The organism is Pseudomonas sp. D1-36 (assembly GCF_051132205.1).
Taxonomy (GTDB): domain Bacteria; phylum Pseudomonadota; class Gammaproteobacteria; order Pseudomonadales; family Pseudomonadaceae; genus Aquipseudomonas.
Map to the genome: position 1 here is coordinate 2022257 of NZ_CP071674.1, position 24510 is coordinate 2046766.

Sequence of the window (24510 nt, forward strand, 5' to 3'; positions counted from 1 at the left end):
GGGAGTCGTCTGGCTCTATCAGGCTCCCAACCTCGTGATAGCATCCGCGCCATGAACTTCCCAGGACGAATGACCGGTGGCGCGCTCTTGCTGTCTCTCAGCTGCGTGGCGCTGGCACAAAGTGAATTGGATGTGCGGGTCAAACCGTCCAATGATGAACTCAAGGCCAACATAGAAGGCTACATCGGTGGTGTGGGCGACCGTGATGAAGAAGCGTTGCTGCGCTTCAGTCGCGGCGCCGAAGAGCAGGCGCGCAAAGCGGCCCAGGCGCTGGGCTACTACCAGCCGCAGATCGACAGCGAGGTCAAGGCGGGGAAGGCGCCGCGCCTGATCCTGACCATCGACCCCGGCGAGCCGGTGCACTTGCGTCATGTCACGATCCGCATCGACGGCCCAGCGTCATCGCTCGAGGGGTTTCGCGTGCCCGGCGGCGCGGGCCTCAAGCCAGGCGCTGTGCTCAATCACGGTCGATATGAAGACGCCAAGCGGACGATCCAGAACCAGGCCTCGCGCTATGGTTTTTTCAGCGGACGCTTCGTCAGCCAGACGTTGCGCGTGGATCCGCAGGCCGGTATCGCCGATATCGAGCTGATCTACGACAGCGGCCAGCGCTACGCCCTGGGGCCGGTCAGTTTCGAAGGCGACACGCCCTTCGACGAAGACCTGCTGCAACGCATGGTGCCGTTCAAGGCGGGCGCGCCCTACGACTCCGAGCTCATTGCCGAACTCAACCAGGCTTTGCAATCGAGCGGCTATTTCGAAGGTGTTCGCGTCGATGCAGCACCCACCGCGGCCACCGACAACGTGATCCCGGTAGCGGTCAAACTCGATACTCGCAAGCCGCGCACCATGGGCCTGGGCCTGGGTTTCTCCACTGACGTCGGGCCACGGGCCAAGGCCAACTGGACGCGTCACTGGGTCAACCCGCAGGGGCACAGCTACGGCTGGGAAGCGGAAGTCTCGGCGCCCCGGCAGAACGTCGGCCTCTGGTATGACGTGCCGCTGGACCCGCCGCTGACCGACAAGCTGCGCTACGCCGGCGGCTATCAATATGAAGAACTGGCCGGCACCGACACCCTCAGCAAACTGCTGACCGTCGGGCCGGAATGGCACAGCAAGTTGCCCAGCGGCTGGCAGCGGGTGGTGTCGCTCAAATGGCAGCGCGAGGAGTACCGTCTCGGTGACGATTCGGGCCTGAGCACGTTGCTGATGCCGGGTGTGAGCTATTCGTACCTGCGCAGCGATAACCGTATCGACCCGCACAATGGCTATCGGCTGCAATTTGACACCAAGGTCGCCAAGGAGGGGTTGGGGTCGGACAATAACCTTTTGTACGGCACCGCCATGGTCAAGGGCCTGACCACCGTGTTCGACAAGCATCGCCTGCTGGCGCGCGCCCAGATTGGCGGCAGCGCCACCAATGGCTACAAATCGATTCCGCCGTCCCTACGGTTCTTTGCCGGCGGCGACCAGAGCGTGCGCGGCTACGACTACCAGAGCCTGTCGCCGGAGAACTCCGAGGGCGACCGTATCGGCGGCCGCTACATGATGGCCGGCAGCCTCGAGTATCAGTATTCAGTCGCGGAAAAATGGCGGGTCGCAACCTTTGTTGATCAGGGCAACTCTTTCAACAGTCTCGAGCTGCCGAGCCTGAAGACCGGCGTCGGCGTCGGCGTGCGCTGGGTGTCGCCGGTCGGCCCGATCCGCCTCGACCTGGCCCACGCGCTGGACGACGACGGCGGCATTCGATTGCACTTTTCCATGGGGCCAGAGTTGTGAATCGCGGTTTGAAGATAACGTTGCTGGCCCTCGGCGGGTTGCTGGCGACGCTCGTGCTCGTGTCGAGCATCGTGTTGGGCACGGCGTTCGGAAGCCGCTGGGCACTCGGCCTGGTGCCGGGCCTGACCGTGGAGAGTTTCCAGGGGCGGTTGGGCGGGCAATGGAGTGCCGACCGGGTGCTGTGGCAGCAGGACGCCAGCCGGGTGGAGCTTCATCAGCCGATCTTCGCCTGGTCGCCGTCGTGCCTGCTGCGCATGACCCTGTACATCGATCAGCTCAAGGCCGACAACGTTGCGGTGCAACTGCCGGCATCTGCCGACGAGCCGAGCAGCGGTCCGATCAGCCTGCCGGACCTGGACTTGCCCCTGGCGATCGAACTGGGCGACGTCCAGGTGGGCAGCCTGTCGTTCAACGGCAGCGAGCAACTCAAGGGCCTGCAACTGGCGGCGCACTGGACCGCCGAGGGTTTGCAGATCGACTCGGTGCAACTGCAACGCGACGAACTGAGCCTGAAACTCTCCGGCCTGTTGCAGCCGCATGGTGATTGGCCGCTGAGTGCCGCGGGCCAGCTGACGTTGCCGGCACCGGGTGCGACGCCTTGGGCGCTGGATCTGAAAGTCGATGGCGAGTTGCTCAAGACCCTAAATCTGGCCGCCGACAGCAGCGGCTATCTGCAAGGCCGCCTGACCGGCGAGCTGCAACCCCTGGCGGATAACCTGCCGGCCAAGGTGCGCATCACTGCCGATGGCTTCAAGGCCAGCGCCGATTTACCGGACACGCTGCTGCTCGACCAGGTGGAATTGACCGGCGAAGGCGACCTGAAAAAGGGTTACCAGTTGCATGGCAAGGCGAGCCTTCGCGCCGAAAAAAAACCGGTGGCGTTGCTGTTGCAGGGCAAGGTGGACGCCAACGGTGCGCAGATCGCCGGCCTTGATCTTGACGCCGGCGACCAGCAAAGCCTCAAGCTCACCGGGCGGTTGGATTGGCGCGAGGGCCTGAACGCCGAAGCGGAAGTGGCTTGGCTGGATTTCCCCTGGCATCGCCTCTATCCGCTGATCGAAGAACCGCAAGTCACGCTGCGCAGTTTCAATGGCGAGGTCTCGTACACCGATGGCCAATACCTCGGCAACTTCCAGGCGGCGTTGGACGGTCCGGCCGGGGCGTTCAGCGTCGACAGCCCGTTCAGCGGCGACCTGACGCAAATCCACCTGCCGCAGCTCAAGGTCGCCGCCGGGGAGGGCAAGGCCGAGGGGCACTTGAGCCTGCAATTTGCCGACGGCATCGCTTGGGATACGGCGCTGCAATTGTCGGCCATCAACCCGGCGTATTGGCTTGGCGAGCTTCCCGGCACGCTGGCCGGGCCGTTGCGCAGTAAAGGCGCGATGAAAAACGACCGCCTCGAACTCGACGCGGACCTGGACCTCAAGGGCAAGCTGCGCGGCCAACCGGCGCTGTTCCAGGCCAAGGCCAACGGTGCAGGCGAGCAATGGAACCTCGGCGCCCTGGACATTCGTCTGGGCGACAATCGCATCAACGGCACCGCAAGCCTGCAACAGAAGCTCAGCGGTCAGATCGACATCAAACTGTCACGGCTGGCCCAACTCTGGCCGCAATTGCGTGGCCAAGTCTCCGGACGCGTCGACCTGGCCGGAACGCTCAAGGCGCCCCTAGGCAAGCTCGGTGTGCAAGGCACGCAGTTGGCTTTTCAGGACAACCGCCTGCAAAGCCTGAACCTGGACGCGACGCTCGACAGTGCGCAGCGGGGCAAGGTCGACCTGAAGGCAAGCGGCATCCGGGCCGGCGAAACATCGCTGGGCGTGTTGACGGTCAGCGGACAGGGCGACATCAAGCAACAGAGGCTCAATCTCGACCTGCAAGGGCCTCAGTTGGAAACCAACTTGGCTCTTGATGGTTCGCTCGACCAAGGCAACTGGCGCGGACGCCTTGCCAAGGGAGATGTACAAGTCGGCGGGCAAACCTGGCGCTTGCAGGCGCCGGCCAAATTGGAGCGCCTGGCCAACGGCACGCTGAACTTCGGTGCTCACTGTTGGCGATCCGGCCCGGCCAGCCTCTGCGGCGAGGATCAGCGCCTGATGCCGGAGCCGAAGCTGCGTTATCACCTCAAGCAATTCCCCATCGAAAGCCTGGCCCAGTGGATGCCCAAGGACTTCGGCTGGCAGGGCCGGCTCAATGCCGACCTGCAATTGGACTTGCCGGCCAGCGGCCCAAACGGTCGAGTGTTGGTGGATGCCAGCGGCGGTACGTTACGGATTCGAGACGAAGAGCAGGGCAAGGGGCAATGGTTGGATTTCCCCTATCAGACCCTGACGCTCAACAGCCGCCTGACGCCCACGCGCATCGATACGGACGTCAATTTCGTCGGCGAGAGGCTGGGTGAACTGACGCTTCAGGCGCGAATCAATCCGTTGCCGGCCAGCAAACCGTTGAGCGGCACCTTCCGGCTGAGCGGTCTGGACCTGTCGGTAGCCCGGCCGTTCGTGCCGATGGTGGAAACCCTGACCGGTCGTTTGAACGGCAGCGGCACGCTGTCCGGTGGCTTGCTCGCGCCCCAGGTCAACGGCAACCTCGTGCTCAGTGACGGCGAAGTGTCCGGCCCGGAGCTGCCGGTCAGCCTCGAAGCCCTGCAAATGCGAGCGATGATCGCTGGCGAAACCGTACGGCTCGATGGTGATTGGAAAAGTGGCAAGAGCGGGCAAGGCCGACTGACGGGGAACATCAGCTGGGGCGAGGCCCTGACCCTGGACCTGGCGCTCAAGGGCTCGCAACTGCCGGTCGCCGTCGAGCCTTACGCGGTGCTGGATGTCGCGCCAGACCTGAACATCACGATGCAAGGGGAGCGGCTTTCGATTGCGGGCAAGGTCCTGGTGCCCAAGGGCGAGATCACCATACGCGAGCTGCCGCCGTCTACGGTCAAGGTTTCGGATGACACGGTGATCGTCGGCCACCAGACTGAAGAGGGCGAGGTGCCGATGGCCATGGCGATGGACATCGACGTGATCGTCGGCCAGGAAAAACTCGCCTTCTCAGGTTTCGGCCTGACGGCCAATGTGCAAGGGCAGGTCCACATCGGCGACAACATGGACACACGCGGCGAGCTGTGGCTCAACGACGGCAAATACCGAGCCTATGGGCAACGGCTGACGGTGCGTCGGGCGCGATTGTTGTTCGCCGGGCCGATTGACCAGCCGTACCTGGACATCGAGGCGATCCGCCAGACCGACGATGTGATCGCCGGCATCCGCCTGAGCGGCAGCGCCGAACAGCCAGCCACGCAGATTTTCTCGGAGCCGGCCATGAGCCAGGAGCAGGCGTTGTCCTACCTGGTGCTGGGCCGGCCGTTGAGCACCACGGGGGAGGACAACAACATGCTCGCCCAGGCAGCGCTGGGCCTGGGCTTGATGGGCAGCTCCGGAGTGACCACCAGCCTGGCCAACAATCTGGGGATCGAAGATTTCCAGCTCGACACCCAAGGCAGTGGCAACGACACCAGCGTGGTCGCCAGCGGCAACCTGTCGGAAAAACTCAGCCTGCGCTATGGCGTGGGTGTGTTCGAACCGGCCAATACCATCGCGTTGCGCTACAAGCTGAGCAAAAAGGTCTACCTCGAAGCCGCGAGCGGCGTCGCCAGTTCGCTGGATATCTTTTACAAGCGCGATTTCTGATCCCCTTTTTACATTCCCGATGCCCAATGTGGGAGCGAGCCTGCTCGCGATAGCGCAATGACATTCAGCATCTTCGATGACTGACACACCGCTATCGCGAGCAGGCTCGCTCCACGAAATTTTCTGCGTCTGTTTGTTTATGCGTAGCTAACTAACTATTTGTTTGACATTTGCTGCCTAGGCAGTAACATCTCGTCATACATTCACTGCCTAGGCAGCAAAAGGTGGTCAGATGAAGCATTTCACCCCAGACGAATTCCACAATTGCCATCTCGGCATGCTGCTCGGCCGTGCCGCGATGCTCAAGGATCGGATCATCGACACGCACATGGAGCCCGTCGGCATCACTGCCGCGCAGTTCAAGGTGCTGATCATCATGGCCCAGCACGGCATCGACACGCCGGTGGAGCTGTGTCGTTACCTGTCGCTGGACAGCGGCTCGATGACACGAATGCTCGACCGCCTGGAGCAGAAGGGCTTTCTGGTTCGCCAACGCTCGGCCCAGGACCGACGGCAGGTCCGCCTGGTGTTGACCGAGGCCGGCCAAGCGCTGGCTGACCGCCTGCCATTCATCGGGGCCGACGCCATGAATCAACTGGCCGGTGCCATCAGCCGCGAGGAGCTGCAAACCCTCGAGAACATCCTCAAGAAAATACTGCTCGCCGCCGGTGATCCCTTCACCGTCCTGCGATTGGGGGAAAAATGAAGCGTCAAACCTTGCGTACCGGCCTGAGCCTGGTGCTATTGGCCATGAGCCTGGCCGGTTGTGCCAGCTACAGTGGCCTGAATACCGAAGGTGTCAGCCTCGAGGCCAAAAGCCTCCAGGCAGGACAATCGCTGACTGGCGTCACGTTGTCGCCGGCCTCGTGGCCCAAAAGCGATTGGTGGAAGAGCCTCGGCGATCCGCAACTCGATAGCCTGATCCGCGAAGCGCTGCGTGACAGCCCTGACATGCAGATCGCCAGCGCCCGTGTTCACCAGGCCAGCGCCGCTGCTTACGCCGCCAATGCCGCGCGTCTGCCGTCCCTGGACGCCAGCGGCAGCGTGAGCCGTTCGCGCCTGGCTCGCGACCAGGACCCGCAAGGGCAGGGCGGCGCCTACAGCACCTTGCGTTCGCTGAGCGTGGATTTCAACTACGACTTCGATTTGTGGGGTGGCCAGCGCGCTGCCTGGGAAGCTGCCCTCGGCCAGGCCCGCGCCGCCGAGATTGACCGCCAGGCCGCACAGCTGACCCTGGCCGCTGACGTGGCCCGGGCCTACAGCGACTTGGGCCAGGCCCATATCATTTATGACCTGGCCAACGAAGATCTCAAGCGCACGCGTCAAATGCTCGACCTGGGCAAGCGCCGACTCAGCGCCGGAATCGACAGCGAATATCAGTTCCAACAGACCGAAAGCCTGGAGGCCAGCGCCGATGCCACATTGATCGACGCGGAGAAGCGTTTGCAAAGCGCCAAGATCGCCTTGGCGGTGCTGCTGGGCAAAGGGCCGGATCGTGGCAACGAAATCGCCCGGCCCCACGTGTTGCAGGCCAGCGCGGTCGCCTTGCCGTCGAACCTGCCGGCCGAGTTGCTGGGCCGTCGTCCGGACCTGGTCGCCGCGCGGTGGCGGGTGGAGGCGGCTAGCAAGAACATTGAGGCCGGCAAGACGAACTTCTACCCCAACCTCAACCTGAGCGCGGCGGCCGGGGTGCAATCGTTGCTGGGTGACGCGATGTTTGGTTCAGCGAGTCGCTTCTTCAACGTGGCGCCGACGGTGTCGCTGCCGATTTTCGACGGTGGACGTTTGCGGGCGGACCTGGACGCCCGGGACGCCGACTACGACCTGGCGGTGGCGCAATACAACAAGAGCCTGGTCGCGGCACTTGGCGATGTCAGCGACACCATCAATCAGTTGCGTGACATCGGCCGGCAGATCGGCACCCAGCAGCACGCCGTGGATATCGCACAGAACTCCTATGACACCGTGGTCCAGCGCTACGGCTCGGGCATCGGCAATTACCTGGACGTGTTGAGCATCGAGCAGCAGTTACTCCAGGCCCAGCGCCAACTGGCAACGCTCAATGCCGAGCAGATTGATTTGTCGATCCAACTGATGCAGGCCCTGGGCGGCGGCTTCGACACCCAAACCGTGGCTTCGGCCGCACCGGCCGCCACCGCGCCGGCTCACTGATTCGAGGTATTTGTCATGGCAACTGCCGAAACAACGCAACAAACGTCACAGGACACCGGCAACCCACGCAAACGCAAGGTCATGCTGCTCGCCCTGGCCGTGATCGTCATTCTCGGTGGCCTGGGCGTCTGGGCCTGGCACGAACTGTATGGGCGCTGGAGCGAAAGCACCGACGATGCCTACGTCAACGGCAACGTCGTGGAAATCACCCCGCAGGTCACCGGGACCGTGATAAGCATCGGCGCCGATGACGGCGACCTGGTGCGCGAAGGCCAGGTGCTGGTGCAGTTCGACCCGAACGATGCCGAAGTTGCGCTGCAAAGTGCCCAGGCCAACCTGGCCCGTACCGTGCGCCAGGTGCGCGGCTTGTACAGCAATGTCGATGGCATGAAGGCGCAAGTCCATGCGCAAGAAGCCGAAGTGCAGAAGGCCCAGGAGAACTACAACCGACGCAAGAACCTGGCGGCGGGCGGGGCGATTTCCCAGGAAGAACTGTCCCATGCCCGGGATGACCTGACCTCGGCGCAGAACGCCCTGGCCAATGCCCGGCAGCAGCTCAAGACCACCAGCGCCTTGGTGGATGACACCGTGGTGTCGTCCCATCCCGACGTGCAAGCGGCCGCCGCGCAACTGCGCCAGGCGTACTTGACCAATGCTCGCAGCACCTTGATCGCGCCAGTGACCGGTTACGTCGCCAAACGCACCGTTCAGCTCGGCCAACGGGTGCAACCGGGCACCGCGTTGATGGCCGTGATCCCGCTGGACCAGTTGTGGATCGACGCCAACTTCAAGGAAACCCAACTGCGCGACATGCGCATCGGCCAACCGGTGGACATCGAGACCGATCTGTATGGCAGCGATGTGAAGTACAGCGGCACGGTCGACAGCCTGGGCGCCGGGACCGGCAGCGCATTCGCCTTGCTGCCGGCACAGAACGCCACCGGCAACTGGATCAAGATCGTCCAGCGGGTGCCGGTGCGCATTCATATCAATGCCCAAGAGTTGGCCAAGCATCCGCTGCGGGTGGGGCTGTCGACCCAGGTCGACGTCAACCTGCATGACCAGAGCGGGCCGGTTCTGGCCCAGCAGCCACCGCAAAAAGCCACGTTCAGCACCCAGGTCTACGACCGCCAGCTGGCCGACGCCGACGCGATGATCACGCGCCTGATTCATGAAAACAGCGCGGCGGCGGGCAAGACCGCGCAGCGCTGAAGCAGCGCCGCCAACCCTGTGGCGAGGGAGCTTGCTCCCGCTCGGCTGCGAAGCAGTCGTAAACCGGTGGGAGCGGTGTGTCTGATGTTGCGTGCTCGACAGGTTTTGGGGCCGCTCCGCGGCCCAGCGGGAGCAAGCTCCCTCGCCACGTGTCTGTCAAAGGCCTTAAGTGACAGTGACAGCATCACGGTCCTGGCGGGTTTTTGCTTCGATTTCACCACCACCGCTTCATAGGATTCTCGCAATGAGCAATAACGCGTCCTTCACGCCGCCCAGCCTGTTGCTCAGCACCATCGGGTTGTCGCTGGCGACGTTCATGCAGGTGCTCGACACCACCATCGCCAACGTCGCCTTGCCGACCATTTCCGGCAACCTGGGCGTGAGCTCGGAGCAGGGCACTTGGGTGATCACTTCGTTCGCGGTGAGCAACGCCATCGCGCTGCCATTGACCGGCTGGTTGAGCCGGCGGTTTGGCGAGGTGAAGCTGTTTCTGTGGGCAACGATGTTGTTCGTCCTGGCCTCGTTCCTGTGCGGAATCTCGACATCGATGCCCGAGCTGATCGGCTTTCGTGTGCTTCAAGGGCTGGTGGCCGGGCCGTTGTATCCGATGACCCAGACCTTGCTGATCGCCGTGTACCCACCGGCCAGGCGTGGCATGGCCCTGGCGTTGCTGGCGATGGTCACGGTGGTGGCGCCGATCGCCGGGCCGATCCTCGGCGGCTGGATCACCGACAGCTATAGCTGGCCTTGGATTTTCTTCATCAACGTGCCCATCGGCATCTTCGCGGTGATGGTCGTGCGCCAGCAGCTCAAGGCGCGGCCGGTGGTCACCAGCCGCCAGCCGATGGACTATGTCGGCTTGATCACGTTGATCATTGGTGTCGGCGCGTTGCAGGTGATTCTCGACAAGGGCAATGACCTGGATTGGTTCGAGTCGAACTTCATCATCATTGGCGCACTGATTTCGGTGATCGCCCTCGCGGTGTTCGTGATCTGGGAAATGACTGACGGCCACCCGGTGGTCAACCTGCGGCTGTTCGCCTATCGCAACTTTCGCATCGGCACCATTGTGCTGGTGGGCGGTTACGCCGGTTTCTTCGGCATCAACCTGATCCTGCCGCAATGGCTGCAGACCCAGATGGGCTATACGGCCACATGGGCCGGCCTGGCTGTAGCGCCGATCGGTATCCTGCCGGTGTTGATGTCGCCCTTCGTCGGCAAATACGCCCACAAGTTCGACCTGCGCCTGTTGGCCGGGCTGGCCTTCCTGGCGATTGGCCTGAGTTGCTTCATGCGCGCCGGGTTCACCAACGAAGTGGATTTCCAGCACATCGCCCTGGTGCAGTTGTTCATGGGCATCGGCGTAGCGCTGTTTTTCATGCCGACCTTGAGCATCCTCATGTCCGACCTGCCGCCTCACCAGATCGCCGATGGCGCGGGGCTGGCGACGTTTCTGCGGACCCTGGGCGGCAGCTTCGCCGCATCCTTGACCACATGGATCTGGATCCGTCGGGCCGACCAACACCACGCGTACCTGAGCGAAAGCATCAGCACCTTCGAGCCGGCCACGCGCGAGACGATCAACCAGCTCGGCGGGGCGAGCACGCCGGTCTATGCCCAGCTCGACCAGATCCTCACCAGCCAGGCGTACATGCTCTCCACCGTGGATTACTTCACGTTGCTGGGCTGGGCATTCATGGGGTTGATCCTGTTGGTGTGGCTGGCGAAACCGCCGTTCACGGCGAAGGCGGGGCCTGCCGCCAGCGGTCATTGATGGCGGGCGCAGTCCAACCTGTGGGAGCGAGCCTGCTCGCGAATGCGGATTATCAGTCAGTGATGTTTTGACTGACACACCGCTTTCGCGAGCAGGCTCGCTCCCACAAGGGGGATTTATGTGTGGCTGGGGATTGCGTCGGGTGCCGGCAGTTGTGGCGGCGGGGCAAACCCGAACGGCGCCAACGCAAACCCTTGTTCATCTACCTGCAACGCCCACCCTTGCTTGTCCCAATCCCCCAGCACGATGCGTCTCGCTGCGTGTTCGCCCAGTTGCAGCTTATGGATGGCGGGGCGGTGGGTGTGGCCGTGGACCAGGGTCTTCACGCCGTACTGCTGCATGATCAGCGGAATCTCTTCGGGCGTGACGTCGACGATGTCGTTGGCTTTCATCCGCGTCTGCGTGCGGCTTTCGCTGCGTAGTTTGCGCGCCAGTTTCTGGCGGCTGCCCAGTGGCAGGTGGCGCAGGATGAACAGCGTGACCGGGTTGCGCAGCCAACGGCGCAGCTTCATGTAGCCGATATCCCGCGTGCAGAGGCTGTCGCCGTGCATCAGCAATACAGGTTCACCGTTGAACTGCACGACGCTCGGATCCTTGAGCAAGGTGCAGCCAGCCGCTTTGCAGAACGCCTGCCCGAGCATGAAGTCGCGATTGCCGTGCATGAGGAAAATGGCCGTGCCGCTGTCGCTCAATTCGCGCAGGGCCTGGCAGATGGAACGCTGGAACGGCGTCATGGCATCGTCGCCGATCCAGGCTTCGAAGAAGTCGCCCAGGATGTACAACGCTTGCGCCGCACGGGCGCGTGTGGCGAGCAGATCCAGAAACGCCCGGGTGATGTCCGGGCGCTCCTCTTCCAGATGCAAGTCTGAAATCAGCAATATCACTCAATGATCTCGGCTTTCTCGATGATCACGTCTTCTGCCGGGACGTCCTGATGGCCGGCCTTGGAGGTGGTGGACACGCCTTTGATCTTGTCGACCACATCGGTGCCGGCGGTGACTTTACCGAATACCGCATAGCCCCAGCCCTGGACGTTCTTGCCGCTGTGGTTCAGGAAACTGTTGTCGGCCACGTTGATGAAGAACTGCGCGGAGGCCGAATGCGGCTCCATGGTGCGGGCCATGGCGACGGTGTATTTGTCGTTGGAAAGACCGTTGTCGGCTTCGTTCTGGATGCTTGGGCGCTTGTCTTTCTTTTCCTTCATGCCCGGTTCGAAACCACCGCCCTGGATCATGAAGTTGCCGATGACACGGTGGAAAACGGTGTTTTCGTAGTGGCCGGCCTTGACGTATTCAACGAAGTTGGCAACGGTGATCGGTGCCTTTTCGGCGTTCAGTTCCAGGACGATGTCGCCATGGTTGGTGGTCAGTTTGACTTGGGTCATGATTACTACTCTTCAAGGAATTCGTGGGTTTGGGGGGCGCGGGCGCCCGCAACCGGTCTGGCCGCAATCGCCAGGTTGGGCAGTTTAGCGTGCCATGCACGAATTTCGAGGCTGTTTTTCATCGGGTCATCGATTAAATTCAATCGTTTGCCGGCTCGGCCTGTCAGGTGCTTGACAGCATCGGCTATGATACGGGCTTTGATTTATCAGGCCGCACCCGGCCGCGCACTTGTATGTTCAAGGATCCTATGAGCAAGCCCACTGTCGACCCTACCTCGAATTCCAAGACCGGCCCGGCCGTGCCGGTCAACTTCCTGCGCCCGATCATCCAGGCGGACCTGGATTCGGGTAAGCATACGCAGATCGTCACCCGCTTCCCGCCGGAGCCCAACGGCTACCTGCACATCGGTCACGCCAAATCCATCTGCGTGAACTTCGGCCTCGCCGAGGAGTTCGGTGGCGTCACGCACTTGCGTTTCGATGACACCAACCCGGCCAAGGAAGACCAGGAATACATCGACGCGATCAAGAGCGACGTCAAGTGGCTGGGTTTCGAATGGGCGGGCGAAGTGCGCTATGCCTCGCAATATTTCGACCAGTTGCATGACTGGGCGGTCGAGCTGATCAAGTCCGGCAACGCCTACGTGTGCGACCTGACCCCGGAGCAGGCCAAGGAATACCGTGGCAGCCTGACCGAACCGGGTAAGAACAGCCCGTTCCGCGACCGCAGAGTGGAAGAGAACCTGGACTTGTTCGCCCGCATGCGCGCCGGTGAGTTCCCGGACGGCGCCCGCGTGCTGCGCGCCAAGATCGACATGGCCTCGCCGAACATGAACCTGCGCGACCCGATCATGTACCGCATCCGTCATGCCCATCACCACCAGACGGGCGACAAATGGTGCATCTATCCGAACTATGACTTCACCCACGGCCAGTCGGACGCCATCGAAGGCATCACGCACTCGATCTGCACGCTGGAATTCGAAAGCCACCGTCCGCTGTACGAATGGTTCCTGGAGCACCTGCCGGTGCCGGCCAACCCGCGCCAGTACGAATTCAGCCGCCTGAACCTGAACTACACCATCACCAGCAAGCGCAAGCTCAAGCAACTGGTGGACGAAAAGCACGTCAACGGTTGGGATGACCCACGCATGTCGACGTTGTCGGGCTTCCGCCGTCGTGGCTACACGCCGAAGTCGATCCGCAATTTCTGCGAGATGATCGGCACCAACCGTTCCGACGGCGTGGTGGACTTCGGCATGCTGGAATTCAGCATCCGTGACGACCTCGACCACAGCGCGCCGCGCGCCATGTGCGTGTTGCGTCCGCTGAAAGTCGTCATCACCAATTACCCGGAAGGCCAGGTCGAGAACCTCGAACTGCCGTGCCACCCGAAGGAAGACATGGGCGTACGCGTCCTGCCGTTCGCCCGGGAAATCTACATCGACCGTGAAGACTTCATGGAAGAGCCGCCCAAAGGCTACAAGCGCCTGGAACCTGCCGGCGAAGTGCGCCTGCGTGGCAGCTACGTGATCCGCGCCGACGAGGCCATCAAGGACGCCGACGGCAATATCGTCGAGCTGCGTTGCTCCTATGATCCCGACACCCTGGGCAAGAACCCGGAAGGTCGCAAGGTCAAGGGCGTGATCCACTGGGTGCCGGCCGCCGCGAGCGTCGAGTGCGAAGTGCGCCTGTACGATCGCCTGTTCCGTTCGCCGAACCCGGAGAAGGCCGAAGACAGCGCCAGCTTCCTGGACAACATCAACCCTGACTCCTTGCAAGTACTCACTGGTTGTCGTGCCGAGCCTTCGCTGGGCAACGCACAGCCGGAAGACCGTTTCCAGTTCGAGCGCGAAGGTTACTTCTGCGCGGATATCAAGGACTCGAAACCCGGTGCTCCGGTGTTCAACCGTACCGTGACCTTGCGCGACTCCTGGGGTCAGTGATCAAGTCTTAAGGGAAACCCTGTGCTTACGATCTACAACACGCTCACCAAGAGCAAAGAAGTCTTCAAGCCGCTGGATGGCAACAAGGTGCGGATGTACGTCTGCGGCATGACCGTGTACGACTATTGCCACCTGGGTCATGGCCGCAGCATGGTCGCCTTTGACCTGGTGACCCGCTGGTTGCGTTTCAGCGGCTACGACCTGACCTACGTGCGCAACATCACCGACATCGACGACAAGATCATCAATCGCGCCAACGAGAATGGTGAAGCGTTCGATGCGCTGACCGAGCGCATGATCAAGGCCATGCACGAGGACGAGGCGCGCCTCAACATCCAGAAGCCGGACCTGGAGCCCCGTGCCACCGATCACATCCCGGGCATGCTGGCGATGATCCAGACCTTGATCGACAAGGGCTATGCCTACGCACCGGGAAATGGCGACGTGTACTACCGCGTCGCCAAGTTCATGGGCTACGGCAAACTGTCGCGCAAGAAGATCGAAGATTTGCGCATCGGCGCACGCATCGAAGTCGACGAGTCGAAGGAAGACCCGCTGGACTTCGTGCTGTGGAAAGGCGCCAAGCCGGGCGAGCCGAGCTGGGAGTCGCCGTGGGGCGCCGGGCGTCCGGGCTGGCACATCGAATGCTCGGTTATGTCCACCTGCTGCCTGGGCGAGACTTTCGACATTCATGGCGGCGGCAGCGACCTGGAATTTCCGCACCACGAAAACGAAATCGCCCAGAGTGAAGCGGCCACCGGCAAGACCTACGCCAATGCCTGGATGCATTGCGGCATGATTCGCATCAATGGCGAGAAGATGTCCAAATCCTTGAACAACTTCTTCACCATCCGCGACGTGCTCGATAAGTACCATCCGGAAGTCGTGCGTTACCTGCTGGTGTCGAGCCACTACCGCAGCGCCATCAACTATTCGGAAGATAACCTCAAGGATGCCAAGGGTGCCCTGGAGCGTTTCTACCATGCGTTGAAAGGCCTGCCGAGCGTGCCACCTGCCGGTGGTGAAGCGTTCGTGGCACGGTTTACCGAAGTGATGAACGATGACTTCGGCACGCCGGAAGCGTGCGCGGTGCTGTTCGAGATGGTGCGTGAGATCAACCGCCTGCGCGAGAGCGATCTCGATGCGGCGGCCGGCTTGGCGGCGCGCTTGAAGGAACTGGCCAGTGTTCTGGGTGTGTTGCAGCTCGAAGCCGATGACTTCCTGCAGGCCGGTGCCGAAGGCCGCGTCGACGCTGCCGAGGTCGACGCGCTGATTCAAGCACGGCTCGCGGCGCGGGCCAACAAGGACTGGGCCGAATCCGACCGCATCCGCGACCAGCTCACTGCCATGGGCGTGGTGCTGGAAGACGGGAAGGGCGGGACGACCTGGCGTTTGGCGGACTAACATCTCTTAGAACGCGCAATACCCACTGTGGGAGCGAGCAAGCTCGCTCCCACAGTTTTTTGCATTTCAATTGGTTCTGACCGATCGCTCGACATCCCTGACGGGAGCCTTCCCATGCTTTTCCGTTGATCTGTCGCGGCCACCCATCTGCTGGCGTTTGCCTTCGAGTTCTGGGCGGTGCTGACCTTCGGCATGGCGCTGCGGCGCTGGCAGGTGGCGCGGATCAGCCACCTGCAAGCGTTGCTGCTGATCGTGATGGTCGTGGCGGCCACGGGCATGACCCGTGGCGTGCGCTTGGGCTGACCGGCGCTAGCGCCTGCTTCATCGCCATTAAAACGAAACGTCTGACAGCCATGGTGTGGGGCATGCCAGTAGTATCGGTTCCGGGTTGATTGGATTTACAAGGCGGGATTGGACAGGGTGCGGCTCGGTCGGCATGCATCTTTAGCCAGCCATTGCGGCGATGCAAACGGGCTGGCTGCGGACTGCGGCAGGGCTCAGGGCGTTTGCGGTTTGTCAGGGGCAGTGAGGCCGGCCTGGATGCGCTGATAAATTTCTTCGCGATGCACCGCAACGTTTTTCGGGGCGTTGATGCCGATCCGGACCTGTTGGCCGCTAACGCCCAGAATGGTGATCGTGATGTCGTCACCAATGTTTATGCTTTCACCGACTTTGCGGGTGAGTATCAGCATGGTGTTCTCCTTGATTGCTTTATAGGGCACCTGATTCAGACAGTGCAGATGTCGGTACTGCTTATAGATTAGTGCTAAGTGTCACAATGTGGGTGCCTCTTTCTGACGTGCAGATGCTGCATTAATTCCCAGGGTGCGACTATACAGAGACGTTGGAGAGGATTCTCGTGTTTTGCGCACTGTTTAGGGCGTTTCCGGCGAAACTGGATGCTAAAATCCTCGCTTCATGTCTTGCGGGGGAATCGTTGTGCGTAAATTGGCTTGGGTAATTGCGGTACTGGCGCTGGCGGGATGTGGGGAAGGGCGCGACGTCGAAGCACCCAAGCCGAAGCCGGCGGCGACCTCCACGCCGGCAGTCGCGGCGCCGCAGTGGGCTGTCGAGGTGCGAGGCCAGACGCCCCAGGCGGTCAGCGACCTGACGGGCTGGCTGATCGAGCACAGCTTCATGTCCAGTGTCGTCAGGGAAAATGGCAAGGATCGGGTCCTGGTCGGGCCGTTGGGTTCCGAGGCTGAAGCTCAGGCGAAACAGGAGCAGATCAATGCTGCGCTGGTACGAGCCAAGAAGCGCAACATCGAGACCTTGGTCGTGGACTTTCCGCCAGCACGATAATCAGACAAAACCAAACCTGTGGGAGCGAGCTTGCTCGCGATAGAGCCATTGCCAGTCAGCGTCAATGTTGCGGGTCCACCGCTGTCGCGAGCTCGCTCCCACAGTTGAGCTGTGCCGTTCGTATAGGCCAGGTCAGCCGCAGGCCTTCAGGTCCACCGGTCCGACGAATTCGTTTCCACGCCCCATCACGCATGCCACGCTCTGGTTGCGCTGGCGCTCCCACGCTTGCACCGGGTAGGTCTTGTCCCAGGCTTCGTACAGGCGCCGGTCCTGTTTGGAGAGCCGCAGGCCATATTGTTTGCTCATGTAGAAATAGGTCCTGGCGATCATCCCGCGGATGGAAGGGCGGGGCATGACTTTTTTGGCCTTGAAGTCCACCTGGGTCAGGCACGAGCCGTATTGGCCCTTCTGCACCGGCAACCAGCCGAAGCTGAAGTTGCTGCGATCGCCATTGACCTCGCCAATGCTGGGCACCAGGTTGTGAAGGTCGGCCTCGGCCCGTTGGTAGACCGGGTCGTAGCGAGTGCAGTTCTTGCGCCCACCTTGTTGCCAGCATTGACGCTGATGGCCGATATGCCAGGCCGGAACGATATGTTCCCACTCGATGCGGGCGGCGCGACTGGCATTTTTGCGGGGTACATAACCGCAGGCGGCGAGGTTCACGCGGTTGCCGGTGTATTTGCAGCCGCAGTAGAACTCGGTGGATTGGGGGGCATAGAGCTTCCAGGCGACTTTCTTGGCTTCGTTGAAGGTACGGGGCGCTCCAGCCTGTGCGCCCATGGCAACGAAGACGAGCAATAAAACCAGACAGCGGAAATTCATCAAGCTCAATCTTCCTTCGGCACAACCCAGAAAACCTGCACGCCGCCATCGTCGCGATAGGCGAGGGTGACGTTGTCGTTCTCGTCGATTTCTGCCAGCAGGCGTTCCCATTCCTCCACCGGCTCATCGGGCAGGCGAAAGATCAGAGCGGCCTTGGCATTTTGTGCGGTGGGCGCGTTGATGATCTTCGAGACCCGTAGACCGAGTCGTGCATAGGAGTCTAAGGGGGTAGTTGCAGCGGAGGGCATGGCCACAGGATTATCCTTATTAAGCTGTACGTGCATACAGTATTTAACCGTAGGCATTTACGCAACTGCTTAAATTTCAAGAAAATCGTCTGACAGCGCTTTTTTCATTTTGATGTAGGACGAAGGTGATTTTTTACCGGACCTGGTAATGGGCCCGTGGGGCGGACGATGAAAAAAGCGGTGCCCGACCGGGCTCGGTCGGGCGGGGGAAATCAATATTCCCAGAAAATTCGCTGCAACTCCTTGCTGTCTTGGGTCTTGGTCAGGGCAACCATTGCCAGGATACGGGCCTTTTGAGGATTCAAGTCGTGGGCTACGACCCAGTCGTATTTGTCGTCAGGCTGTTCGGCGTTTCGCAGTACGAAACCACCTGCGTTGGCGTGTGACGAACGAATGATCTGCACGCCTTCCTTGCGCAAGGCCTGCAACGACGGAACGACTCGCGAAGACACCGAACCGTTGCCGGTGCCGGCGTGGATGATCGCCTTGGCGCCGGATTGGGCCAGGGCCTTGTACGCGGTGTCGCTGACGTTGCCGTAGGAGTAGGCAATTTCCACGTCCGGCAGGCTCTTGATGGTCTTGATGTCGAACTCCGAACCGGAGGTGTGGCGCTTGGCCGGCAGGCGGAACCAGTAGGATTTGCCTTCCACTACCATGCCCAACGGGCCCCACGGGCTTTTGAATGCTTCGGTCTTGATGTTGATCATCTTGCTCACATCACGGCCCGACTGGATTTCATCGTTCATGGTCACCAGTACGCCCTTACCGCGCGCTTCCTTGCTGCTGGCGACCGCCACGGCGTTGTAGAGATTGAGCATGCCATCGGCAGACATTGCGGTGCCGGGCCGCATCGAGCCGACGACAATGATCGGTTTGTCGGTTTTCTCGACAAGATTCAGGAAATAAGCGGTCTCCTCCAGCGTGTCGGTGCCGTGGGTGATGACGATGCCGTCGACATCCTCGCTGTCGGCCAGCTCGGCGACACGGCGTCCCAGTTGCAAAAGGTTTTCGTTGGTGATGCTCTCCGATGCGATCTGCATCACCTGTTCGCCGCGCACGTTGGCCAACCGGCTGAGCTCCGGTACGCCGGCGATCAGTTGTTCGATACCAACCTTGGCTGCCTGGTAGGTGGCGCTGTTGGCGGAGCTCGCGCCGGCGCCGGCGATGGTGCCGCCCGTGGCGAGGATGACGACGTTGGAAAGCTTTTGCTCAACCGGGTTTTCTTTCGCCTGAAGGGCGCTGGGCAGGAGCAGCAAGAGGGCCAAAGCGCCCGGAACAAGAGTCTTTAAGGCAGATGTCATTATTTTTCTCTCTAGTCATGAGGATTCATCTAGATGCTCCGGCAGACCTGAATGCCGAGAGCACTCCTCTCAGAGCACGATCCGTACCACTGCTGCGCAAGCGTGGGTCTACCTTCTAACGCCTTGAAAATCAAAACGATGTGTATTTGAGAAGATGCCCCTTCGGTGGATGCATGGCCGGATTTCCGAACATCAAGCTGTTTGCTGTTCGGTTAACCGGAGCAGAACGGTCTGAAGGAAGGTTGGGTTGTGAGGCTAAAGAAAACGCGCCAATGGACGATCTACCTTGTAGGAATTCATTCATGGAGCGAGACATGAGCTTTTCAATCGGCTTTCCAAATGCCGCCGCCGTCACCATCGGCGGTAAATCCGCAGCGACGTTGAATGCCTTGAGCGAGGCAACCGCCGATGCTGCCGACCAAGCCCTTGGCGAAACGCAAGCGCCCGGTAAGGTGCGCGCGAACCTGCATACCGACGCCGAGAGCAAGACCGAAAAAAGCGACAGCACCCAAAGCATCGCCATGAAAGTCCTGCTCAAGCGCATGCAAGAGCTACAGCAGCAACTGCGTGAGCAACAGCAGCAGCTCGCCGCTGCGCAGGCGCGTCCTTATTCCACGCCTGAAGCCAAGACTGCCGCGGTCATGGCCATCCAGGGACAGATCGCCGATACCACCGGTGCGCTGCAGGAAGTCACGGGCAGCTTGATCAAGGAATTGGCGAAGGATTCCAGTTCTGGGACGTTGGTCAACACCACGGCTTGATCCACAATGTTCCGGATAAAACCGGAGCGTTGACAAAACGCCGATGCTTTACCATAGTTCATTCCACGCAAACGTTTGCGCAGTCGTCGTATGACGATTTTTGCTCACAATAATCATAAAATCGGAGTGAACCCATGAAGCTGCCATTCGCTGGTCGCCTGCTCGCCGTTGCCATGCTCGCGACCGCATCCGCTGCGCTGCCTTTCTCCTCGGCGCTCGCCCAGACTCCCGAAAAACCCAAGGTTGCCCTGGTCATGAAATCCCTGGCCAACGAATTCTTCCTGACGATGGAGGATGGCGCCAAGGCTTATCAGAAAGAACACTCCGCCGACTTCGACCTGATCTCCAACGGGATCAAGGATGAAACCGACACCGCCAACCAGATCCGCATCGTCGAGCAGATGATCGTGTCCAAGGTCGACGCGCTGATCATCGCGCCTGCCGATTCCAAGGCCATGGTTCCGGTGATCAAGAAAGCCGTCGATGCCGGCATCACTGTGATCAACATCGACAATCAACTCGATCCAGCGGTGGTCAAGAGCAAGAACATCACCGTGCCTTTCGTAGGCCCTGACAACCGCAAGGGCGCTCGCCTGGTGGGTGAATACCTGGCCAAGGAGCTCAAGGCTGGTGACGAGGTGGGTATCATCGAAGGCGTGTCGACCACCACCAACGCCCAGGCGCGCACCGCGGGCTTCAAGGATGCGATGGAGGCCGCGCAGATCAAGGTCGTTTCCCTGCAATCGGGCGATTGGGAGATCAACAAGGGCAACCAGGTTGCCTCGTCGATGCTCAGCGAATACCCGAACATCAAGGCGCTGCTGGCCGGCAACGACAGCATGGCGGTAGGTGCGGTCTCGGCCGTGCGCGCGGCTGGCAAGGCGGGCAAGGTGCAAGTGGTCGGCTACGACAATATCAACGCCATCAAGCCGATGCTCAAGGACGGCCGTGTCCTGGCCACAGCCGACCAGTTCGCTGCCAAGCAGGCTGTGTTCGGCATCGAGACCGCATTGAAAATGCTCAAGGGCGAAAAAGTCGACAGCGGCGCCAACGGCGTTATCGAAACTCCGGTCGAGCTGGTGACCAAGCAGTAATCCTGGCGACACAACGGCGCTCGCCCGTCCGGGCGGGCGCATTGGAGAGTTTGTTATGTCCGTTCGCGACCCGAACGCTGTCCTGTGCGTCAGCGGTATCGGCAAGACCTATGCCCAGCCGGTACTGAGCGATATCAACCTGACGTTGATGCGCGGTGAAGTGCTGGCGTTGACCGGTGAAAATGGCGCCGGCAAAAGTACCTTGTCCAAGATCATCGGTGGGCTGGTCACGCCGACGACGGGGCAGATGCAGTTCCACGGGCAGGATTACCGTCCCGGCAGCCGGACCCAGGCGGAAGAGCTGGGCGTGCGCATGGTGATGCAGGAACTCAACCTGCTGCCGACTCTTTCCGTGGCCGAGAACCTGTTCCTCGACAACCTGCCCAGCCACGGCGGCTGGATCAGTCGCAAGCAATTACGCAAAGCGGCGATCGACGCCATGGCCCAGGTGGGGCTCGATGCAATCGATCCCGACACGCTGGTCGGTGAACTGGGCATCGGTCATCAGCAGATGGTCGAGATCGCCCGCAACCTGATCGGCGATTGCCATGTGCTGATTCTCGATGAGCCGACCGCGATGCTAACGGCCCGCGAAGTCGAAATGCTCTTCGAGCAGATCACCCGCTTGCAGGCCCGCGGCGTCTCGATCATTTATATCTCCCATCGCCTTGAGGAACTGGCGCGGGTGGCCCAGCGCATTGCGGTGCTGCGCGACGGCAACCTGGTCTGCGTCGAGCCGATGGCCAACTACAACAGTGAGCAGTTGGTGACGCTGATGGTCGGTCGGGAGCTGGGCGAGCATATCGACCTGGGCCCGCGCCAGATCGGCGCCCCCGCGCTGACCGTGAAGGGCCTGACCCGTTCCGACAAGGTCCGCGATGTGTCGTTCGAAGTTCGCAGCGGTGAAATCTTCGGTATTTCCGGGCTGATCGGGGCAGGGCGCACAGAGCTGTTGCGGTTGATCTTCGGCGCGGATGTAGCCGACAGCGGTACGGTGGCACTGGGCTCGCCAGCCAATGTGGTCAGCATCCGTTCCCCGGCCGATGCGGTGGCCCACGGCATTGCCTTGATCACCGAGGATCGCAAGGGCGAGGGCTTGCTGTTGAGCCAATCCATCGCCGCCAACATCGCGCTGGGCAACATGCCGGAGATATCCAGTGCCGGCCTGGTCAATGGCAGCGCGGAGCAGGCCTTGGCGCAGCGGCAGATCGACGCCATGCGCATCCGCAGTTCCAGCCCGACGCAGCTGGTGTCCGAATTGTCTGGCGGCAACCAACAGAAAGTGGTGATCGGCCGTTGGCTCGAACGCGATTGCTCAGTACTGCTGTTCGACGAGCCGACCCGTGGCATCGACGTCGGCGCCAAGTTCGATATTTATGCGTTGCTGGGTGAACTGACTCGCCAGGGCAAGGCGCTGGTCGTGGTCTCCAGTGACCTGCGGGAACTGATGTTGATTTGTGACCGGATCGGTGTGCTTTCCGCCGGGCGCCTGATCGACACATTCGAGCGCGACAGCTGGACCCAGGATGACTTGCTTGCCGCCGCGTTCGCCGGCTACCAGAAACGTGATGCGCTGCTCAACGAAGCGGCGCCTAGGGATCTCTCATGAAAACCGCACCTGCCGTCGGCAAATCCAATGGCAACTTTTATGGTCTGGGCACTTACCTGGGCCTGGCTGGCGCCTTGCTCGCCATGGTCGCGCTGTTCTCGGTCCTGAGCAGCCACTTTCTTTCCTACGACACCTTCAGCACCCTCGCCAATCAGATCCCCGATCTCATGGTGCTGGCGGTCGGCATGACCTTTATCCTGATCATCGGCGGCATCGATTTATCGGTGGGCTCGGTGCTGGCGTTGGCGGCTTCGACAGTCAGCGTGGCGGTGCTGGGCTGGGGCTGGAGCGTCTGGCCATCGGCCTTGCTTGGCATGGCCGTGGCGGCATTGGCGGGCACGGTCACCGGTTCGATTACCGTGGCATGGCGTATCCCGTCGTTTATCGTTTCGCTGGGTGTGCTGGAAATGGCCAGGGGCCTGGCGTACCAGATGACCGGCTCGCGGACCGCCTATATCGGCGACTCCTTCGCCTGGCTGTCCAATCCGATTGGCTTCGGTATTTCGCCTTCGTTCATCATCGCCTTACTGGTGATCTTTGTTGCCCAAGCGGTGTTGACCCGCACGGTGTTCGGGCGCTACCTGATTGGCATCGGCACCAATGAAGAAGCCGTGCGCTTGGCCGGCATCAACCCCAAGCCCTACAAGATCCTGGTGTTCAGCCTGATGGGCTTGTTGGCCGGTGTTGCGGCGCTGTTCCAGATTTCTCGCCTGGAAGCGGCGGACCCCAACGCAGGCTCGGGGCTCGAGCTGCAAGTCATCGCCGCCGTGGTCATCGGCGGCACCAGCCTGATGGGCGGGCGCGGCTCGGTCATCAGCACCTTTTTCGGCGTGCTGATCATTTCGGTGCTGGCGGCAGGCCTGGCCCAGATCGGCGCGACCGAGCCGACCAAACGCATCATCACCGGCGCGGTGATCGTGATTGCAGTGGTGCTCGATACGTACCGCAGCCAGCGCGCCAGTCGGCGGGCTTGAACCATGGCGACGATCAAGGATGTGGCGGCGCTTGCCGGGATTTCCTACACGACCGTGTCCCATGTGGTGAACAAGACGCGGCCGGTCAGTGACGAGGTGCGGCGCAAGGTCGAGGCCGCCATCGAACGGTTGGACTATGTGCCCAGCGCCGTGGCGCGCTCGCTCAAGGCCAAGACCACGGCCACCATTGGCCTGCTGGTGCCCAACAGCCTCAACCCGTACTTTGCCGAACTGGCTCGGGGGATCGAGGATTACTGCGAGCGCAATGGCTACTGCGTGATCCTATGCAATTCCGACGACAATCCGGACAAGCAGCGCAGTTATCTGCGGGTGCTGCTGGAAAAACGTATCGACGGATTGATCGTGGCGTCGGCCGGGGGCGATGTCGGCCTGGCCGAGGGCCTGACCAACGTGCGTACGCCCATGGTGATCGTTGACCGTGGCCTGGATGGCGTCGATGCGGACCTGGTCCGTATCGACCATGAATATGGCGCGTACCTGGCCACCCGGCATCTGCTGGACCTGGGCCATCGCGACATTGCCTTCATTGGCGGGCCGGCGGACACCAGCGTGGCACAGATGCGCCTGGCGGGTTATTGCCGTGCGCTGAAGGAGGCGGGGATCGAGCTGCCCGTCGAGCGCATGCTCGAGAGCGATTTCACCAGCATCGGCGGTTACCGTGCGGCGGCCCAATTGCTTGGGCAACGGCCGCCCAGCGCGATTTTCGCGGCCAACGACATGATCGGCATCGGTGCATTGCGCGCCGCCGCCGAACGCAATGTGCGCGTGCCCAGTGAGCTGTCGATCATCGGTTTCGACGATATTCAGATGAGCCGTTATGTCTACCCGGCGCTGACCACTGTGGGGCAGTCGATCCTGGACCTGGGCGAGATGGCGGCCGAGGTGTTGCTGCGGCGCATCGCAACGCCGGGGCTTGCCACTGACCAGCGGATCGTGACGCCCAGCATTGTCTTGCGAGAATCGACTGCACCGGTGCCCGGTACATTCGCCCAATACCGCTGAACCGAATTGATGAGTAATGATG

General features: G+C 61.5%; 20 protein-coding genes and 1 pseudogene. 15 read left to right on the plus strand and 6 right to left on the minus strand.

The window, feature by feature from the left end; translation table 11 throughout:
- Positions 1-51 precede the first annotated feature (51 nt).
- The 6 genes from J3P76_RS09130 to J3P76_RS09155 all read left to right on the plus strand — a co-directional run bounded on the left by J3P76_RS09130 (position 52) and on the right by J3P76_RS09155 (position 10620).
- Complete coding sequence (locus tag J3P76_RS09130) at positions 52-1779, plus strand: autotransporter assembly complex protein TamA (protein WP_434701770.1); 1728 nt, start codon at positions 52-54, stop codon at positions 1777-1779.
- Positions 1776-5462, plus strand: coding sequence for a translocation/assembly module TamB domain-containing protein (locus tag J3P76_RS09135; RefSeq protein WP_434701771.1), 3687 nt, complete (start codon positions 1776-1778; stop codon positions 5460-5462). The genes J3P76_RS09130 and J3P76_RS09135 overlap by 4 nt, the downstream gene beginning before the upstream one ends.
- A 232-nt stretch (positions 5463-5694) precedes the next feature.
- Positions 5695-6168 carry a MarR family winged helix-turn-helix transcriptional regulator gene (locus J3P76_RS09140; RefSeq protein WP_434648223.1) on the plus strand — a complete coding sequence of 158 codons (474 nt, stop codon included), beginning with the start codon at positions 5695-5697 and terminating at the stop codon, positions 6166-6168.
- On the plus strand, positions 6165-7634 hold the full coding sequence (locus tag J3P76_RS09145; RefSeq protein ID WP_434701772.1) for an efflux transporter outer membrane subunit: 1470 nt from the start codon (positions 6165-6167) through the stop codon (positions 7632-7634). Before J3P76_RS09140 ends, J3P76_RS09145 begins: the two co-directional genes overlap by 4 nt.
- A 15-nt stretch (positions 7635-7649) precedes the next feature.
- The gene (locus J3P76_RS09150) at positions 7650-8846 is read left to right on the plus strand and encodes an efflux RND transporter periplasmic adaptor subunit (protein WP_434606653.1); all 1197 of its coding nucleotides are present in this window, start codon (positions 7650-7652) and stop codon (positions 8844-8846) included.
- Between the two features lie 244 nt (positions 8847-9090).
- Positions 9091-10620 carry a DHA2 family efflux MFS transporter permease subunit gene (locus tag J3P76_RS09155; RefSeq protein ID WP_434676171.1) on the plus strand — a complete coding sequence of 510 codons (1530 nt, stop codon included), beginning with the start codon at positions 9091-9093 and terminating at the stop codon, positions 10618-10620.
- A 116-nt stretch (positions 10621-10736) separates the two neighbouring features.
- Here J3P76_RS09155 and J3P76_RS09160 read toward each other — a convergent pair whose 3' ends face one another.
- Positions 10737-11504: a UDP-2,3-diacylglucosamine diphosphatase gene (locus J3P76_RS09160; protein ID WP_434606648.1), complete on the minus strand. Its 768-nt coding sequence runs from the start codon at positions 11502-11504 to the stop codon at positions 10737-10739.
- Complete coding sequence (locus tag J3P76_RS09165) at positions 11501-12004, minus strand: peptidylprolyl isomerase (protein WP_420765819.1); 504 nt, start codon at positions 12002-12004, stop codon at positions 11501-11503. The genes J3P76_RS09160 and J3P76_RS09165 overlap by 4 nt, the downstream gene beginning before the upstream one ends.
- 248 nt (positions 12005-12252) lie before the next feature.
- On the opposite strand from J3P76_RS09165, the gene J3P76_RS09170 reads away from it, so the two are divergent.
- The 3 genes and pseudogenes from J3P76_RS09170 to J3P76_RS09180 all read left to right on the plus strand — a co-directional run.
- Positions 12253-13950, plus strand: coding sequence for a glutamine--tRNA ligase/YqeY domain fusion protein (locus J3P76_RS09170; protein WP_434606646.1), 1698 nt, complete (start codon positions 12253-12255; stop codon positions 13948-13950).
- A 21-nt stretch (positions 13951-13971) separates the two neighbouring features.
- The gene (gene cysS, locus J3P76_RS09175) at positions 13972-15354 is read left to right on the plus strand and encodes a cysteine--tRNA ligase (protein ID WP_434701773.1); all 1383 of its coding nucleotides are present in this window, start codon (positions 13972-13974) and stop codon (positions 15352-15354) included.
- Positions 15355-15570: 216 nt separating this feature from the next.
- A pseudogene (locus J3P76_RS09180) lies at positions 15571-15657 on the plus strand (DUF2214 family protein); the annotation flags it as partial.
- 194 nt (positions 15658-15851) lie between these two features.
- Here the strand turns inward: J3P76_RS09180 and csrA are convergent.
- Positions 15852-16046, minus strand: coding sequence for a carbon storage regulator CsrA (gene csrA, locus J3P76_RS09185; RefSeq protein ID WP_003179932.1), 195 nt, complete (start codon positions 16044-16046; stop codon positions 15852-15854).
- 247 nt (positions 16047-16293) lie between these two features.
- On the opposite strand from csrA, the gene J3P76_RS09190 reads away from it, so the two are divergent.
- Positions 16294-16656, plus strand: a complete 363-nt coding sequence (locus J3P76_RS09190; RefSeq protein WP_420765822.1) for an SPOR domain-containing protein — start codon at positions 16294-16296, stop codon at positions 16654-16656.
- Positions 16657-16788: 132 nt separating this feature from the next.
- Here the strand turns inward: J3P76_RS09190 and J3P76_RS09195 are convergent, their stop codons facing one another.
- The 3 genes from J3P76_RS09195 to J3P76_RS09205 form a co-directional block, all read right to left on the minus strand.
- Positions 16789-17478 (minus strand): endonuclease, encoded by a 690-nt coding sequence (locus tag J3P76_RS09195; protein WP_434606640.1) that lies wholly within the window; start codon positions 17476-17478, stop codon positions 16789-16791.
- 5 nt (positions 17479-17483) lie between these two features.
- A complete protein-coding gene (locus J3P76_RS09200) occupies positions 17484-17783 on the minus strand; it encodes a DUF1654 domain-containing protein (RefSeq protein ID WP_434606637.1) in 300 nt (99 codons plus the stop codon).
- A gap of 155 nt (positions 17784-17938) precedes the next feature.
- Entirely contained in the window at positions 17939-19027 is a 1089-nt protein-coding gene (locus tag J3P76_RS09205; RefSeq protein WP_420765825.1) for an asparaginase, read from the minus strand.
- Positions 19028-19341: 314 nt separating this feature from the next.
- Here J3P76_RS09205 and J3P76_RS09210 point away from each other — a divergent pair, with 314 nt between their 5' ends.
- From J3P76_RS09210 to J3P76_RS09230, 5 genes are all read left to right on the plus strand, one after another.
- The gene (locus J3P76_RS09210; RefSeq protein WP_420765826.1) at positions 19342-19788 is read left to right on the plus strand and encodes a hypothetical protein; all 447 of its coding nucleotides are present in this window, start codon (positions 19342-19344) and stop codon (positions 19786-19788) included.
- A gap of 134 nt (positions 19789-19922) precedes the next feature.
- Positions 19923-20882: a sugar ABC transporter substrate-binding protein gene (locus J3P76_RS09215; RefSeq protein ID WP_420765827.1), complete on the plus strand. Its 960-nt coding sequence runs from the start codon at positions 19923-19925 to the stop codon at positions 20880-20882.
- A gap of 55 nt (positions 20883-20937) precedes the next feature.
- The gene (locus J3P76_RS09220) at positions 20938-22491 is read left to right on the plus strand and encodes a sugar ABC transporter ATP-binding protein (RefSeq protein WP_434559673.1); all 1554 of its coding nucleotides are present in this window, start codon (positions 20938-20940) and stop codon (positions 22489-22491) included.
- The gene (locus J3P76_RS09225) at positions 22488-23465 is read left to right on the plus strand and encodes an ABC transporter permease (RefSeq protein WP_434701774.1); all 978 of its coding nucleotides are present in this window, start codon (positions 22488-22490) and stop codon (positions 23463-23465) included. Before J3P76_RS09220 ends, J3P76_RS09225 begins: the two co-directional genes overlap by 4 nt.
- A 3-nt stretch (positions 23466-23468) precedes the next feature.
- Positions 23469-24488, plus strand: coding sequence for a LacI family DNA-binding transcriptional regulator (locus tag J3P76_RS09230; RefSeq protein WP_420765829.1), 1020 nt, complete (start codon positions 23469-23471; stop codon positions 24486-24488).
- Positions 24489-24510 lie beyond the last annotated feature (22 nt).

Bases quoted from the DNA above. Each gene is read 5' to 3' on its own strand.
- J3P76_RS09130 (WP_434701770.1), top strand. From the start codon at position 52: ATGAACTTCCCAGGACGAATGACCGGTGGCGCGCTCTTGCTGTCTCTC.
- J3P76_RS09140 (WP_434648223.1), top strand. From the start codon at position 5,695: ATGAAGCATTTCACCCCAGACGAATTCCACAATTGCCATCTCGGCATG.
- J3P76_RS09145 (WP_434701772.1), top strand. From the start codon at position 6,165: ATGAAGCGTCAAACCTTGCGTACCGGCCTGAGCCTGGTGCTATTGGCC.
- J3P76_RS09150 (WP_434606653.1), top strand. From the start codon at position 7,650: ATGGCAACTGCCGAAACAACGCAACAAACGTCACAGGACACCGGCAAC.
- J3P76_RS09155 (WP_434676171.1), top strand. From the start codon at position 9,091: ATGAGCAATAACGCGTCCTTCACGCCGCCCAGCCTGTTGCTCAGCACC.
- J3P76_RS09165 (WP_420765819.1), bottom strand. From the start codon at position 12,004: ATGACCCAAGTCAAACTGACCACCAACCATGGCGACATCGTCCTGGAA.
- J3P76_RS09170 (WP_434606646.1), top strand. From the start codon at position 12,253: ATGAGCAAGCCCACTGTCGACCCTACCTCGAATTCCAAGACCGGCCCG.
- csrA (WP_003179932.1), bottom strand. From the start codon at position 16,046: ATGCTGATACTCACCCGCAAAGTCGGTGAAAGCATAAACATTGGTGAC.
- J3P76_RS09195 (WP_434606640.1), bottom strand. From the start codon at position 17,478: ATGAATTTCCGCTGTCTGGTTTTATTGCTCGTCTTCGTTGCCATGGGC.
- J3P76_RS09200 (WP_434606637.1), bottom strand. From the start codon at position 17,783: ATGCCTACGGTTAAATACTGTATGCACGTACAGCTTAATAAGGATAAT.
- J3P76_RS09205 (WP_420765825.1), bottom strand. From the start codon at position 19,027: ATGACATCTGCCTTAAAGACTCTTGTTCCGGGCGCTTTGGCCCTCTTG.
- J3P76_RS09210 (WP_420765826.1), top strand. From the start codon at position 19,342: ATGAGCTTTTCAATCGGCTTTCCAAATGCCGCCGCCGTCACCATCGGC.
- J3P76_RS09215 (WP_420765827.1), top strand. From the start codon at position 19,923: ATGAAGCTGCCATTCGCTGGTCGCCTGCTCGCCGTTGCCATGCTCGCG.
- J3P76_RS09220 (WP_434559673.1), top strand. From the start codon at position 20,938: ATGTCCGTTCGCGACCCGAACGCTGTCCTGTGCGTCAGCGGTATCGGC.
- J3P76_RS09225 (WP_434701774.1), top strand. From the start codon at position 22,488: ATGAAAACCGCACCTGCCGTCGGCAAATCCAATGGCAACTTTTATGGT.
- J3P76_RS09230 (WP_420765829.1), top strand. From the start codon at position 23,469: ATGGCGACGATCAAGGATGTGGCGGCGCTTGCCGGGATTTCCTACACG.